The organism is Streptomyces sp. P1-3 (assembly GCF_050613155.1).
Taxonomy (GTDB): domain Bacteria; phylum Actinomycetota; class Actinomycetes; order Streptomycetales; family Streptomycetaceae; genus Streptomyces.
On the sequence record NZ_CP192512.1, the window covers coordinates 4,609,075 to 4,623,002 of the forward strand.

At 71.6% G+C, this 13,928-nt stretch carries 11 protein-coding genes; 10 read left to right on the top strand and 1 reads right to left on the bottom strand.

All coding sequences use genetic code 11. The annotated features are described in order from the left end of the window. Positions 1 to 108: 108 nt before the first annotated feature. From ACQUSR_RS19985 to ACQUSR_RS20025, 9 genes are all read left to right on the top strand, one after another. Positions 109 to 1,035 carry an N-acetylneuraminate synthase family protein gene (locus ACQUSR_RS19985; protein ID WP_431043947.1) on the top strand — a complete coding sequence of 309 codons (927 nt, stop codon included), beginning with the start codon at positions 109 to 111 and terminating at the stop codon, positions 1,033 to 1,035. A gap of 571 nt (positions 1,036 to 1,606) precedes the next feature. Continuing rightward, a complete protein-coding gene (locus tag ACQUSR_RS19990; RefSeq protein ID WP_431047717.1) occupies positions 1,607 to 2,665 on the top strand; it encodes a hypothetical protein in 1,059 nt (352 codons plus the stop codon). Between the two features lie 169 nt (positions 2,666 to 2,834). Further along, a complete protein-coding gene (locus tag ACQUSR_RS19995) occupies positions 2,835 to 4,139 on the top strand; it encodes an amidohydrolase (RefSeq protein ID WP_431047719.1) in 1,305 nt (434 codons plus the stop codon). 205 nt (positions 4,140 to 4,344) lie between these two features. Next, positions 4,345 to 5,385 carry a BMP family lipoprotein gene (locus ACQUSR_RS20000; RefSeq protein WP_431043948.1) on the top strand — a complete coding sequence of 347 codons (1,041 nt, stop codon included), beginning with the start codon at positions 4,345 to 4,347 and terminating at the stop codon, positions 5,383 to 5,385. Positions 5,386 to 5,454: 69 nt separating this feature from the next. Then, a complete protein-coding gene (locus ACQUSR_RS20005; RefSeq protein ID WP_431043949.1) occupies positions 5,455 to 7,161 on the top strand; it encodes an ABC transporter ATP-binding protein in 1,707 nt (568 codons plus the stop codon). A gap of 47 nt (positions 7,162 to 7,208) precedes the next feature. Beyond that, positions 7,209 to 8,318 (top strand): ABC transporter permease, encoded by a 1,110-nt coding sequence (locus ACQUSR_RS20010; protein WP_431047721.1) that lies wholly within the window; start codon positions 7,209 to 7,211, stop codon positions 8,316 to 8,318. Next, on the top strand, positions 8,315 to 9,604 hold the full coding sequence (locus ACQUSR_RS20015) for an ABC transporter permease (RefSeq protein WP_431043950.1): 1,290 nt from the start codon (positions 8,315 to 8,317) through the stop codon (positions 9,602 to 9,604). The genes ACQUSR_RS20010 and ACQUSR_RS20015 overlap by 4 nt, the downstream gene beginning before the upstream one ends. A gap of 5 nt (positions 9,605 to 9,609) precedes the next feature. Then, positions 9,610 to 10,005, top strand: a complete 396-nt coding sequence (locus ACQUSR_RS20020; RefSeq protein ID WP_431047723.1) for a cytidine deaminase — start codon at positions 9,610 to 9,612, stop codon at positions 10,003 to 10,005. Positions 10,006 to 10,174: 169 nt separating this feature from the next. Next, positions 10,175 to 11,452 (top strand): thymidine phosphorylase, encoded by a 1,278-nt coding sequence (locus ACQUSR_RS20025; RefSeq protein WP_431047725.1) that lies wholly within the window; start codon positions 10,175 to 10,177, stop codon positions 11,450 to 11,452. Positions 11,453 to 11,469: 17 nt separating this feature from the next. Here ACQUSR_RS20025 and ACQUSR_RS20030 read toward each other — a convergent pair whose 3' ends face one another. Further along, the gene (locus tag ACQUSR_RS20030; protein WP_431043951.1) at positions 11,470 to 12,963 is read right to left on the bottom strand and encodes an alpha/beta hydrolase; all 1,494 of its coding nucleotides are present in this window, start codon (positions 12,961 to 12,963) and stop codon (positions 11,470 to 11,472) included. Positions 12,964 to 13,098: 135 nt separating this feature from the next. On the opposite strand from ACQUSR_RS20030, the gene ACQUSR_RS20035 reads away from it, so the two are divergent. Continuing rightward, a complete protein-coding gene (locus tag ACQUSR_RS20035; protein WP_431043952.1) occupies positions 13,099 to 13,824 on the top strand; it encodes a transporter substrate-binding domain-containing protein in 726 nt (241 codons plus the stop codon). Positions 13,825 to 13,928 lie beyond the last annotated feature (104 nt).

Sequence of the window (13,928 nt, forward strand, 5' to 3'; positions counted from 1 at the left end):
CCTCAAGCAACGGCGCGCATCACCGCGCACCACCAGGCGCCGCAGCGCAGCCCAATCGACTCTGTTCCGCCCCGGCCTCGACGGCCGGGACCTTCCGAAAGGTTTCACGTGAGCTCCAACATCCGCCTCCGCGCCCTCGGCCAGAAGATCGCCGGCCCCGGCCAGCCCGTCTACGTCACCGGTGAGATCGGCATCAACCACAACGGCGACCTGGAGAACGCGTTCAAGCTGATCGACGCCGCGGCCGACGCCGGCTGCGACGCGGTCAAGTTCCAGAAGCGCACCCCGGAGATCTGCACCCCCCGCGACCAGTGGGACATCGAGCGCGACACGCCGTGGGGCCGGATGACGTACATCGACTACCGCCACCGGGTGGAGTTCGGCGAGGACGAGTACCGCGCCATCGACGAGCACTGCAAGAAGCGCGGCATCGACTGGTTCGCCTCCCCGTGGGACACCGAGGCCGTCGCCTTCCTGGAGAAGTTCGACCTCCCGGCCCACAAGGTCGCCTCCGCCTCGCTGACCGACGACGAGCTGCTGCGCGCCCTGCGCGCCACCGGCCGCACGATCATCCTGTCGACCGGCATGTCCACCCCGAAGCAGATCCGCCACGCGGTGGAGGTGCTCGGCAGCGAGAACATCCTGCTGTGCCACGCCACCTCGACGTACCCGGCCAAGGCCGAGGAACTGAACCTGCGCGTGATCAACACCCTGCAGGCCGAGTACCCCAACGTCCCGATCGGCTACTCCGGCCACGAGACCGGCCTGCAGACCACGCTGGCCGCCGTCGCTCTCGGCGCCGTCTTCGTCGAGCGCCACATCACGCTGGACCGCGCGATGTGGGGCTCGGACCAGGCCGCGTCCGTCGAGCCGCAGGGCCTGCAGCGCCTGGTCCGCGACATCCGCGTCGTGGAGGAGTCGCTGGGCGACGGTGTGAAGAAGGTCTACGAGAGCGAGCTCGGCCCGATGAAGAAGCTGCGCCGCGTCGCGGGCGTCGTCGCCGAGGCGGGCGACCGCGAGCCGGCCGCGGTCTGACGGGACGGCACTGGAGACGACGGGACCGGAACCGGACAGGACTGACAGGTCACTGGTGGAGACGACACCGGCCGGGCCGCCGAGCGGCCCACCGCCCCCGGATGCGGCAGGTACTCCCGCGCGCCGCATCCGGCCCCTGCCGCGCGACGCGGCACGTCAGCCCGAGACCCTCGCCTTCGTGGAGAGCCCGGTCCAGCTGCTGAACGTCCTGGAGTGGGCCTACACCGACGCCCTGCGGGCGGCGGGCGAACCCCTCCCCTCCGGGCCGGGGGCGACGCCCGCCGGCGCGGAACCCGCGTCCGAGCCGGGCCTGGTGCCCGGTGAGGGCGCGGTTCGCGTGTCCGCCCCGTCGTACGGCCCGTTGTCCGGGGCGTCGTCCGGGCCGGGGCCCGCGCCCGCGGAGGGCGCGGGCCCCGGGGCCGCTCCCGCCCCGGAGCCCCCGGCGGCGTCCGGTACGGGACCCGCCGCCCCGGGCGGGGCGCCGTCCGCGGCCGGGCCGCCGCCCGGACCAGGGGCGGACCCCGCCGCCGGGCACGGGACCGCGTCCGGTGCCCGGCCGGAGGCGGGCGGCATCGGCGGTGCGGCGCCGGACGCCGGGGCCCGCGCCGAGCCCGGCCCGGACGTCACCGGTTCCGGCGCCGTCAACGCCCCCGTGCTCGGCGGTGCCGTCGGGCACCTCACCATCGTCGTGCTCTCCCCGCACGACCCCATGACCCGTGGCCAGCTCCGCCGGATGGCGGAACTCGCCCGTGACGAGGGCGTCACAGTGCGCTGGGAGGAGGCGCGCGGCGGGGCGGCGGCGCCGTTCCGCACCGTCGGCGGGCTCTCCGGCCCGCTGCGGCGTGCCGAGCGGATCGTCATCGGGGACCCGTTCTCCCGCTACGTCCAGCTCCTGCTGACCCTCACCCGCGCGCGCGACCTGGTCGTCGTGGACGACGGCACGGCCACGATGGAGTTCATCTCCCAGCTGGCGAGGGGCGAGCGCCTGGTGCGCTGGCATCGGCGCGGCAGCGGCCGAGGGGCCCGCGATGTCGTCTTCGCACCCGTGTCCGCGACGGCGCGCCGTCGGCTCACCCCCGGCGGGGACCGCCGGGTCGAGGTGTTCAGCTCGATGCCCGTAGAGCCGCCGCCGGGCGTCACCGTCACCCCGAACTCCTTCGCCTGGACCCGCGCGCGGTTCGGCCCCCCGCGCCTCACCCAGGGCACCGACCTGGTCGGTACGTCGCTGGTCGAGACCGGGGTGGTGGACCTGGACCGCTACCTGGAGGCGGTCGCCGCGCTGGCCCGGACGCACGGTGCCACCCGCTATTTCGCGCACCGCCGCGAGAGCGCGGACAAGCTGCACCGGGTGAGCGCGGAGATCGGGTTGGAGGTCGTACGGCCCGATCTGCCGCTGGAGCTGATCGCCCGCCGCGGTCCCATAGGGCGTACGATCCTCAGCTTCCCGTCGACGGTCGTCCACACGCTGCCGCTCGCGCTCGCGGGCACCGGTGTGCGGGTGGCGGTCTGCGATGTGGATCCGGCCTGGCTGACGCGTGACGCCTCACCGCGCGCCCAGGGCTTCCTCTCCGGTGTCACGGGCACGGCCCGCGATGTGCACCGCCTGAAGTCGGCACCGTCCACACTCTGAGAAGACCCCGTTTCTTCACGACAGTCCCGAAAAAGCGCCGGTATACCCCCTGACAAGGGAGATCATGCGCGATCAGGCCGGGTTTTCGTCCCCTATGGGGCTGAAATTTCGTTGATCGCGCCCCAGCCGCCGCATGGATCGGCATACGCTTCATCGGGTGAACCACGTGATGTCCCCTGCGACGAGTCCCGAGGCCCTCACCGCGGTCGAACCTGCCGCCGCTGTCGCCACGGTCGACGCCGTCGACGCGGTGACCGCCGACGCCGTGACCGCCGTCGACGCGGAGCCGACCGGCACGCTGTCCGAGGCGCTGCGGGACGAACTCATCGCGTTCCGCCGCGACTTGCACAGGTACCCGGAGCTGGGCAACTGCGAGTTCCGTACCACCGCGGCGATCAAGGCCCGGCTGGAGCAGGCCGGGCTCAGCCCCCGGGTGCTGCCCACCGGCACCGGGCTGATCTGCGACATCGGCCCCAAGGACACCGCCGTCGGCGCGCGGCCCATGCTGGCGCTCCGCGCGGACATCGACGGACTGCCCATCCCGGACACCAAGACCGTGGCGTACCGCTCCACCGTCCCGGACCGGGCGCACGCCTGCGGCCATGACGTGCACACCACCGTCGTCCTCGGCGCCGGTCTGGTCCTCGCCGAGATGCACCGCGCGGGGCGGCTCACGCATCCCGTGCGGCTGCTGTTCCAGCCCGCCGAGGAGGTGCTGCCCGGCGGCGCGGCCGACGTGGTCGAGGCGGGGGCGCTGGACGGCGTCGGCCGGATCCTGGCGCTGCACTGCGACCCCAAGGTGGAGGTGGGCCGGATCGGGCTGCGGACGGGGGCGATCACCTCCGCCTGCGACCGGCTGGAGGTCGCGCTGAACGGGGCGGGCGGACACACCGCGCGCCCGCACCTGACCACCGACCTGGTGACCGCCGCCGCCAAGGTGGCCACCGAGGTTCCCGCGCTGCTGGCCCGCCGCGTCGACGCCCGCGCCGGCCTCGCGGTGACCTGGGGGCGGCTGGCGACCGGCCACACCTGCAACGTCATCCCGCAGCGCGCCGAGCTCTCCGGGACGGTCCGCTGCCTGGACCTGCCCGCCTGGCGCGAGGCCCCCGACCTGGTGCACGCCGCGATCGACGAGATCGCCGCCCTGTACGGCGCCAAGTCGGAGATCGAGTACGTCCGCGGGGTGCCGCCGGTGGTGAACGAGCCGTCCTCCACCGAGCTGCTGCGCCGGGCGATGGTGCTGCGCCACGGGGTGGATTCCGTGGAGGACACCGAGCAGAGCCTTGGCGGCGAGGACTTCTCCTGGTATCTGGAACACGTGCCCGGCGCGATGGCCCGGCTCGGGGTCCGGCGGCCGGGGGACACCACGCGGCGCGACCTGCACCGCGGCGACTTCGATGTGGACGAGGGGGCCATCCAGGTCGGTGTGGAGCTCTTCACGGCCGCGGCGATGCTCGATCGTCACGTTCCGTAGTAGGAATGGTCGCGTGCGGTGGCCGGAATTCGGTCCGGACACCCACTTTTACATGATCGACACTTTCTGTAGACGTGGCGGCCAAGCCAGGTTCGCGACGATCCGATAACGGCTTCGAAGCACCCCTTTATCTGACATCTACGCGCGTTACGATGCGGCGAAACCAGCGCCAAAGGAGGCGCTTTCGAGCCGAAGGGGACCCCTCGTGCGCCGGGTATCCACGATCACCGTCGCGGGCATCGCCACCGCGACTCTCGCTTTCTCGCTCACCGCCTGTGGCAGCAGCTCCGAAGAGGGCGGCAAGGACAAGGGCATCGGCCTCGCCTACGACGTCGGCGGCCGCGGCGACCACTCGTTCAACGACTCCGCCGCCAAGGGCTTCGACAAGGCCAAGAAGGAATTCGACGTCGCGGGCAAGGACCTGACGGCCAAGGAGACCGACACCGACGCCGACCGCTACCAGAAGCTCAAGGACCTGGCCACGGCCGGCTACAACCCGGTGATTGCCGTCGGGTTCAAGTACAACGCCGCGGTGACCAAGATCTCCAAGGAAGACGCGTTCAAGGACACCGACTTCGCGATCATCGACTCCGTCGTCGACGCCCCGAACGTCACCAGCCTGGTCTTCACCGAGAACGAGAGCTCGTACCTGGCGGGTGTCGCCGCCGCGCTGAAGTCCAAGACCGACAAGGTCGGCTTCATCGGCGGTGACTCCAGCGCGCCGCTGCTGAAGAAGTTCGCCGGCGGCTTCGCGCAGGGCGTCAAGGACACCAAGCCCAAGGCGACCGTGGACGTCCAGTGGGTCGCTCCGAACGCGTCCGGCTTCGGCCAGCCCGACCGCGGCAAGGACATCGCCGACGGCATGCTCTCCAACGACATCGACGTGATCTACTCGGCGGCCGGCGGCTCCGGCGCCGGCGCCATCGAGGCGACCGGCAAGAAGAAGGGCACCTGGTCCATCGGCGTCGACAGCGACCAGTACGCCGACCCGAGCCTGGACGCCTACAAGCACTCGATCCTGACCTCGGCCGTGAAGAACGTCGACATCGCCGTCTACGACTTCATCAAGAGCGTCCTCAAGGACAAGAAGCCGCTTGAGGGCGCCCAGCGGTTCTCGCTGAAGACCGACGGCGTGGGCCTGTCCTACTCCGGCGGCTTCCTCGACGACATCAAGCCGAAGCTGGAAGAGGCCAAGAAGAAGATCATCGACGGCAAGATCACGGTGGTCGACACCTACAAGGGCTGATCCCGGCCCGTCGAGCGCGGCCCGATCGCCGGCCGCAGCTCACCACAGCGTGTTCGATGGACCTGGGGGATGACGCACCGTCCGCCAGGTCCATCGCACGCCGCGCCCCCCACGCGATCTTTCCGCCGCTGTCCCACCCCTCAGGAGTGCGCCATCAAAGCCGCCAAGCCCGTCCCGGGCGAGCCACCTGCCGACGTCTCAGGAGACGTCGCCGTAGAGCTCCACGGAATCACCAAGCGGTTCCCCGGAGTCGTCGCGAACCACGACATCAACCTCACCGTGCGCCGCGGGACCGTCCACGCCCTCTGCGGCGAGAACGGCGCGGGCAAGTCGACCCTGATGAAGATCCTCTACGGGATGCAGCGTCCCGACGAGGGCACCATCGCGATCGACGGCACCCAGGTGGAGCTGCACTCCCCGGCGGACGCCATCGCCCGCGGCGTCGGCATGGTGCACCAGCACTTCATGCTGGCCGACAACCTCACCGTGCTGGAGAACGTCGTCCTCGGCGCGGAGAAGCTGTACGGCATCGGGTCCGGCGCCCGCGCCAAGATCAAGGAGATCTCCGACGCGTACGGCCTCGGGGTGCGCCCCGACGCCCTCGTGGAGGACCTCGGCGTCGCCGACCGGCAGCGCGTGGAGATCCTCAAGGTCCTCTACCGCGGCGCCCGCACCCTGATCCTCGACGAGCCGACCGCCGTGCTCGTCCCGCAGGAGGTCGACGCGCTCTTCGACAACCTGCGCGAGCTGAAGTCCGAGGGCCTGACCGTCATCTTCATCTCCCACAAGCTGGGCGAGGTGCTGTCGGTCGCCGACGACATCACCGTCATCCGGCGCGGTACGACCGTGGCGTCGGTCGTCCCCGCCGAGACCACCCCCAAGCAGCTGGCCGAGCTGATGGTCGGCAGCGAGCTGCCCTCGCCGGAGGCCCGCGAGTCCACCGTCACCGACGTCGCCATGCTCACCGTCGACGGCCTGCACCTGATGGCGCGGGACGTGGACGGGGTGGAGCGCGCGGTCCTGGACCGGATCGGCTTCACCATCCACAAGGGCGAGGTGCTGGGCATCGCCGGCGTCGAGGGCAACGGCCAGGCCGAGCTCGTCGAGGCCATCATGGGCATGCGCGACGCCGACCACGGCACCATCACCCTCGACGGCGCCGACATCAGCCACGCGCCCACCCGCAAGCGGCGTGAGGACGGCATCGGGTACATCCCCGAGGACCGCCACCGGCACGGCCTGCTGCTGGAGGCCCCGCTGTGGGAGAACCGCATCCTGGGGCACGTCACCGAGAAGCCCAACAGCAAGGGCGTCCTGCTGGACCCGGCCGCCGCCCGGCGGGACACCGAGCGGATCGTGCGCGACTACGACGTCCGCACCCCCGGCATCGAGGTCACCGCGGCCTCGCTGTCCGGCGGCAACCAGCAGAAGCTGATCTTCGGCCGGGAGATGAGCCACCAGCCCAAGCTGCTGATCGCCGCGCACCCGACCCGCGGCGTGGACGTCGGCGCGCAGGCCCAGATCTGGGACCAGATCCGTGAGGCCCGCCACGAGGGACTCGCCGTCCTGCTCATCTCCGCGGACCTGGACGAGCTGATCGGCCTGTCCGACACCCTGCGCGTGATGTACCGCGGCCGGCTCGTCGCCGACGCCGACCCCGCCACGATCACCCCGGAGGAGCTGGGCTCGGCCATGACCGGCGCCGCGTCCGGCCATCTGGAGCACCACGAAACCCCCACCGACGAAGGCCGGGACGCCGGGGGAGAGGACCGATGAACACCACCGAGAAGACGCAGGCCCCAGCGGGCTCCTCGCAGTCGATCCTGCGCAGGATCGACAAGGAGCGCGTGGTCCTGGCGATCGCGGCGCCGCTGCTGGCCCTGATCGCGGCGTTCCTGCTGACCGCACTGGTGCTGGCGGCGACCGGCAAGGAGCCGTTCAACGCGTTCAGCATCATGTTCGAATACGGCTCCAAGTCCGACAGTCAGGTCTACATCCTCAACAAGGGCACGGGGTACTTCCTCGCGGGCCTCGCGGTGGCCATCGGCTTCCGGATGAACCTGTTCAACATCGGCGTGGACGGCCAGTACCGGCTCGCCGCGTTCCTCGCGGCCGTCGTCGGCGGCGCCCTGTCGCTGCCCGGGTTCGTCCAGATCCCGCTGATCATCCTCGTCGCGATGCTGGTCGGCGCGATGTGGGCCTCCATCGCAGGCCTGCTCAAGGTCTACCGCGGCGTCAGCGAGGTGATCAGCACGATCATGCTGAACTTCCTGGCGACCACGCTGATCGGCTACCTGCTGGTGGACGGCCGCCTCGCCGTCCTCGACAAGGAGTCCGGCGTCGTCTCCACCGAGCCGCTGCCGGAGTCCAGCCACTTCTTCACCATCCCGGCAGGACCCGGCCTGGACCCGATCTGGGGCTTCATCGTCGTGGCGGCCCTGGCGGGCCTGGGCTACTGGTTCCTGCTGGCCCGTACCCGCTTCGGCTTCGACCTGCGCGCGGTGGGCCGCTCGGAGTCCGCCGCCCGCGCCAGCGGCGTCGACGTCAAGCGCATGATCATCACCAGCATGGTGCTCTCCGGCGCGGTGGCCGGCCTGGTCGGCATGCCGACCGTGCTGAACGACACCCACCAGTTCACCGCCGACTTCCCCACCGGCGTCGGCTTCACCGGCATCGCCATCGCGCTGCTCGGTCGCAACAACCCCGTCGGCATCGCGCTGGCCGCCGCGCTGTGGACCTTCCTGGAGCGCGGCGCGGGCAAGCTCGAGTTCGAGGGCTACGACAAGGAGATCGTCGGCGTGATGCAGGGCGTGATCGTCCTGTGTGTCGTCATCTCCTACGAGCTGGTGCGCCGCTTCGCGCTCAAGCGCCAGCAGCAGCGCGTCGGCGCGGAACTCGCCGCCCAGGCCAAGAAGAAGGAGGTGGCAGCATGAGTGCCACGGCTACCACTCCCAAGTCCGCCACCTCGGTACGGCCCGAGGCGCCGCGCCGGCTGTCGTTCGCCAAGGTGCTGCTGCTCGTCGCGGGAGCCCTGGTCCTGCTGTCGGTGGTGAGCGCACTGGTCTCGGCCAAGGACCAGAACGCGTTCTACAGCATCACCTCCTCCGGACAGGTCACCGCCGCCCTGTCCATGGCGGTCCCGATCGGACTCGCGGGCCTCGGCGGCCTGTGGGCCGAGCGGGCCGGCGTGGTCAACATCGGCCTCGAAGGCATGATGATCCTCGGCACCTTCTTCGGTGCCTGGGCGGGCTACCAGACCAGCCCCTGGGTCGGCGTCCTGGCGGGCGTCCTCGGCGGCGCGGTCGGCGGCCTGGTGCACGCCATCGCCACCGTCACCTTCGGCGTCGACCACATCATCTCCGGTGTCGCGATCAACATCCTGGCGCTCGGCGCCACCAGCTACCTGGCCAAGCGCTGGTTCGGGCCGCTGGAGGAGGAGGGCGGCAGCCCCAGGCAGTCGCCGAAGGTCGACGACATCCAGGACTTCACCGTGCCGGGCCTGTCCGACTGGCTCGCCGACGTCGAGAAGCACCACTGGTTCTTCGTCTCCGACGTCGCAGGTCTCCTCGGCGGCCTCGTCACCGACATCTCGGCCCTGACCCTCGTCGCCATCGCGCTCGTCGTCGGCACGTTCTTCGTGCTGTGGAAGACCTCGTTCGGCCTGCGGCTGCGGTCCTGCGGTGAGAACCCGACGGCCGCCGAGTCCCTCGGCGTCAACGTGTACCTGTACAAGTACGCGGCCGTGGTCACCTCCGGCGCGCTGGCCGGCCTCGGCGGCGTCTTCCTCGCCATGGTCCGCTCGCACATCTACAACGAGGGCCAGACCGGCGGCCGCGGCTTCATCGGCCTCGCCGCCATGCTCTTCGGCAACTGGCGCCCCGGCGGCCTGGCCATGGGCGCGGGCCTGTTCGGCTACACCGACGCGCTCCAACTGCGCAACGGCGGCCCGACCGTCCACGCCCTGCTGCTCCTGGCCGCGATCGGCCTCGCCCTGTTCGCCGCCTGGAAGGTCTACCGCAAGGCCATGGTCGCGGCCGCGGTGAACGCCGGCGTCGCGGCGGTCCTGGTCGTCTGGTACGCGCTCACCGACACCGTGCCGAACGAGCTGGTCAGCGCCACCCCGTACCTGGTGACGCTGCTGGTCATGGCCTTGGCCGCGCAACGGCTGCGGATGCCAAAGGCGATCGGCAGGCCCTACCGCAAGGGACAGGGCAAGTGAGCGACATGAGCACCGCCCCCGACTGGGAGGCGCTGCGCGCGGAGGCCCGGGACGCGATGTCCCGGGCCTACGCCCCGTACTCCGGCTTCCCGGTGGGCGCGGCCGCCCTCGTCGACGACGGCCGCGTCGTGAGCGGCTGCAACGTGGAGAACGCGGCGTACGGGGTCGCGCTGTGCGCCGAATGCGGTCTGATCTCCGCGCTGTTCGCCACCGGCGGCGGCCGCCTCACCGCGTTCGTCTGCGTCGACCGGCACGGCGCCGTCCTGATGCCGTGCGGCCGCTGCCGCCAACTGCTGTGGGAGCACGGCGGCCCCGAACTCCTGGTGGACACGGCCACCGGCATCCGCCCGATGGCCGAACTGCTGCCGGACGCCTTCGGCCCGGCCGACCTCCAGCGTTAGGGTCTACACGCGTAACCGGGAGGCGGCTCCCCGCCGCCGTCCGAAGGGCGTGGCCCCTGGCCCGAGGCCAGGGGCCACGCCCCTTGGGATTCCACCTCCGCACCACAGTGCGTCACATCCATCGCGTCACCCACGCGATACGCACGTGATCAGAAAGGCTGCCCGCACCATGGACGCCATCTCCGTCATCCGCGCCAAGCGCGACGGCGGCCGCCTCACCGACGGCCAGATCGACTGGATCATCGACGCCTACACGCGCGGCGAGGTCGCGGACGAGCAGATGTCCGCGCTCGCGATGGCGATCTTCCTCAACGGCATGGACCGGGCGGAGATCGCCCGTTGGACCGCCGCGATGATCGCGAGCGGCGAGCGGATGGACTTCTCCTCCCTGCCCCGCCGGACCGCGGACAAGCACTCCACCGGCGGCGTCGGCGACAAGATCACCCTTCCGCTGGCCCCGCTCGTCGCCGCCTGCGGCGCGGCCGTACCCCAGCTCTCCGGCCGGGGCCTGGGCCACACCGGCGGCACCCTCGACAAGCTGGAGTCCATCCCCGGCTGGCGGGCGCTGCTGTCCAACGAGGAGATGCTGAACGTCCTCCGGGACGTCGGCGCGGTCATCTGCGCGGCGGGCGACGGCCTCGCCCCGGCCGACAAGAAGCTGTACGCGCTGCGCGATGTCACCGGCACCGTCGAGTCCATCCCCCTCATCGCCTCCTCGATCATGTCCAAGAAGATCGCCGAGGGCACGGGCGCCCTGGTGCTGGACGTGAAGGTCGGCTCCGGCGCCTTCATGAAGGACATCGCCTCGGCCCGCGAACTGGCCTCGACGATGGTCGGCCTGGGCACCGACCACGGCGTGAAGACCGTCGCCCTGCTCACCGACATGTCCACCCCGCTCGGCCTCACCGCCGGCAACGCCCTCGAGGTCCGCGAGTCGGTCGAGGTGCTGGCGGGCGGCGGCCCGGCGGACGTCGTGGACCTGACCGTGGCCCTGGCCCGCGAGATGCTGGCCGCGGCGGGCGTGGAGGGCAAGGACCCGGCCGACGCGCTGGCCGACGGCTCCGCGATGGACCACTGGCGCCGCATGATCGCCGCTCAGGGCGGCGACCCGGACGCACCGCTGCCGGTCGCCCGCGAGCAGCACGTGATCACCGCGCAGAGCACCGGCGTGCTCACGGCCATGGACGCGTATGCCGTGGGCGTCGCCGCCTGGCGGCTGGGCGCGGGCCGGGCCCGTAAGGAGGACCTGGTGCAGGCGGGCGCGGGCATCGAACTGCACGCCAAGCCGGGCGACACGGTGACCGCGGGCCAGCCCCTGCTGACGCTGCACACCGACACCCCGGAGAAGTACGACTACGCGCTCGCGGCCCTGGACGGCGCGGTCGAGATCGCCGCCCCGGGGGCGGAGTTCACCCCGAACCCGATCGTGCTGGACCGCATCGCCTGAAACGGGCTTCCGATCGCCTAGCGGCAGTAGATGTCGCGACCGGGCCGTTCCCCCGTCGCCAGATAGCGGGAGACGGTCCGGTCGCCGCACTCGTTGCCGTTGGCCAGGTAGGCGTCGTGGCCGGTGGAGTTCACGGTCACCATGGTGGCGCGCCGGCCCAGGGCGTCGCGCAGCTTCAGGGCGCCGCTCAGCGGGGTGGCCGGGTCGCGTTCGTTCTGTATGAGCAGGACGTTGGACGGGCCGCGGTCGGTGATCCGTACGGGGGCCTCCTTCGGCGGGTACGGCCAGGCGGCGCAGGGCATCGCGTTCCTCGGCATGCCCGCGGTGAGCGGGTACTTCGCCCGGCTCTCGGAGACGCCCTTCTCGTACCCGGTGGCCGACTTCGGCCAGGCGGCATCGTTGCAGATGGTGGCCGCGCCGACCGCGGTGTAGTTCTGCAGTGCCGCCTCCGGCGGGGTCGGCGGCGCGGGTGGCACCGTGCCCTTGCGTGCGGCCAGCATCAGCTTGGCCAGGGTCGGGTAGTCGTCGGGGTCGTAGAAGCTGTCCAGCATGGTCTGACGCAGGACATTGCCGTTCAGCTCCGCCGGATTGGCGCCGGGCCAGGGGATGGGCTCGCGGTCCAGGCGGGCGGCGAGGCGGAGGAAGAGCGGGCGCACCTCGGCCGCCGTGTCGGCGACCCGGTCCGGGTTGCCGGGCGCGGACGCCCACTTGGCGAACTCGGGGAAGGTGTCCTCGACGCCCGCCTCGAGCGCCTGCAGCCAGGCGCGCTCCGCGCGCACGGGGTCGGGGTTGCCGTTGCTGTCCAGCACGATGCGGTCGGTGCGGTGTGGGAACAGCTCGCTGTAGGCGGCGCCGACATACGTGCCGTACGAGACGCCCCACGCCGACAGCTTGCGCTCGCCGAGCGCCGCCCGGATGCGGTCGATGTCGCGGGCGTTGTTCTTGGTGCTGATGTGCTTCATCAGCTCACCGCCGTTGCGCGCGCAGGCATCCGACACGCGCCGGGCGGTGGCCATGTTCTCGGCTACGGAGCCGTCGGGGGCGGGCCAGGGGCGCATCCTCGTGAGGGCGAGGTCACCGGGTTCGACCTCGCAACTCACCGAAGTCGAAGGTGCGTTGCCGCGTGGCGCGAACCCGATGAGGTCATACGCGTCCCTCACCTCCTGCGGCAGCTTCTGTCCCTTGCCCGAAGGGTCGCCGAGGCTGTCACCGCCGGGCCCGCCGGCGATCAGCAGCAGCGCGCCCCGGCGGGCGGACGGATTCTCGCTGGGGATGCGGGAGACGGCGATGCCGATCTTCTTGCCGCCGGGGTCGGCGTAGTCCATCGGCACCTCGACGGTCGCGCACTCCTGCCGCGGGTCGAGCCCGCGCCCCTCGCACTTCGCCCAGTCAAGGGACGTGGGCACCGCGGGGGCGCCGACGGTCGACGCCGTGGCGGTCAGCGGTGCGGTGAGACCGAGGACCGCGGCGGAGGCGGCGAGCAGGGCGGCGTTGCGCTTGGACTTCGTCATACGGACCAGCCTCGCCCGGCTTCCGCGCCCGCGACATCCTGCCAACTGGCAGATGTCGGTGGGGGTTTACCCCCACAAGCCCCCTAGGGAACGCCCCCGAACGGGGTCCCGGGGGCGTGTCCTACACTCCGCCCCATGGGGATCGCGACTGCTGCCATCGCCGAGGACCTGGCGCCGACCGGCGTGCTGCGGGCCTCGATCAATCTGGGGAACCCGGTGCTGGCCCAGGGCACGCCGCAGGTACCGACCGGCGTGACGGTCGACATCGCGCGTGAGGTCGGCGCGCGGCTGGACATGCCGGTGGAACTGGTCTGCTTCGACGCCGCCCGGAAGTCGTACGAGGCCATGGCAGCGGGCCGGGCCGACATGTGCTTCCTGGCCGTCGAGCCCGCACGCGAGGCCGAGGTCGCCTTCACCGCGCCGTACGTCGTGATCGAGGGCGTGTACGCCGTGCCCCGCGACTCTGCCCTCACCACGGTCGCCGACGTCGATCGCGCGGGCGTGCGGATCGGCGTGAAGCGCGGCTCGGCATACGACCTCTACCTCTCCCGCACCCTCCGGCACGCGACCGTCGTGCGCGGCGAGGAAGGAGTCGGCGCGTTCCGCGCCGAGGGCCTGGAGGTCGCGGCCGGCATCAGGCAGCCGATGACGGAGTTCGCGGCGGCGCATCCCGAAGTCCGGCTGATCGAGGGCCGGTTCATGCAGATCCGGCAGGCGGTGGGCACCACCAGGACCCGGCGGCCCGAGACCGTCCGCTTCCTCCGCGACCTGGTCGAGGAGCTGAAGGCCGCCGGATTCGTCGCCGACTCCCTGCGCCGCGCGAACCAGCCCGACACCCTGGTCGCCCCACCCGCCGCCTGATCAGCGCGGCGCGGCCCTCCTGACGGAGAGGGCGCGCCCTGTGCGGCGTGCCGTCACGCGCCAGGGCGGCGGCGCGTGCCGTCACACGCCGGGGCAGCGGCTGC

Excerpts from the sequence above, each read along its gene's own strand:
- ACQUSR_RS19995 (WP_431047719.1), top strand. The coding sequence starts at position 2,835 with ATGTCCCCTGCGACGAGTCCCGAGGCCCTCACCGCGGTCGAACCTGCC.
- ACQUSR_RS20005 (WP_431043949.1), top strand. The coding sequence starts at position 5,455 with ATGACGCACCGTCCGCCAGGTCCATCGCACGCCGCGCCCCCCACGCGA.
- ACQUSR_RS20015 (WP_431043950.1), top strand. The coding sequence starts at position 8,315 with ATGAGTGCCACGGCTACCACTCCCAAGTCCGCCACCTCGGTACGGCCC.
- ACQUSR_RS20020 (WP_431047723.1), top strand. The coding sequence starts at position 9,610 with ATGAGCACCGCCCCCGACTGGGAGGCGCTGCGCGCGGAGGCCCGGGAC.
- ACQUSR_RS20025 (WP_431047725.1), top strand. The coding sequence starts at position 10,175 with ATGGACGCCATCTCCGTCATCCGCGCCAAGCGCGACGGCGGCCGCCTC.
- ACQUSR_RS20030 (WP_431043951.1), bottom strand. The coding sequence starts at position 12,963 with ATGACGAAGTCCAAGCGCAACGCCGCCCTGCTCGCCGCCTCCGCCGCG.
- ACQUSR_RS20035 (WP_431043952.1), top strand. The coding sequence starts at position 13,099 with ATGGGGATCGCGACTGCTGCCATCGCCGAGGACCTGGCGCCGACCGGC.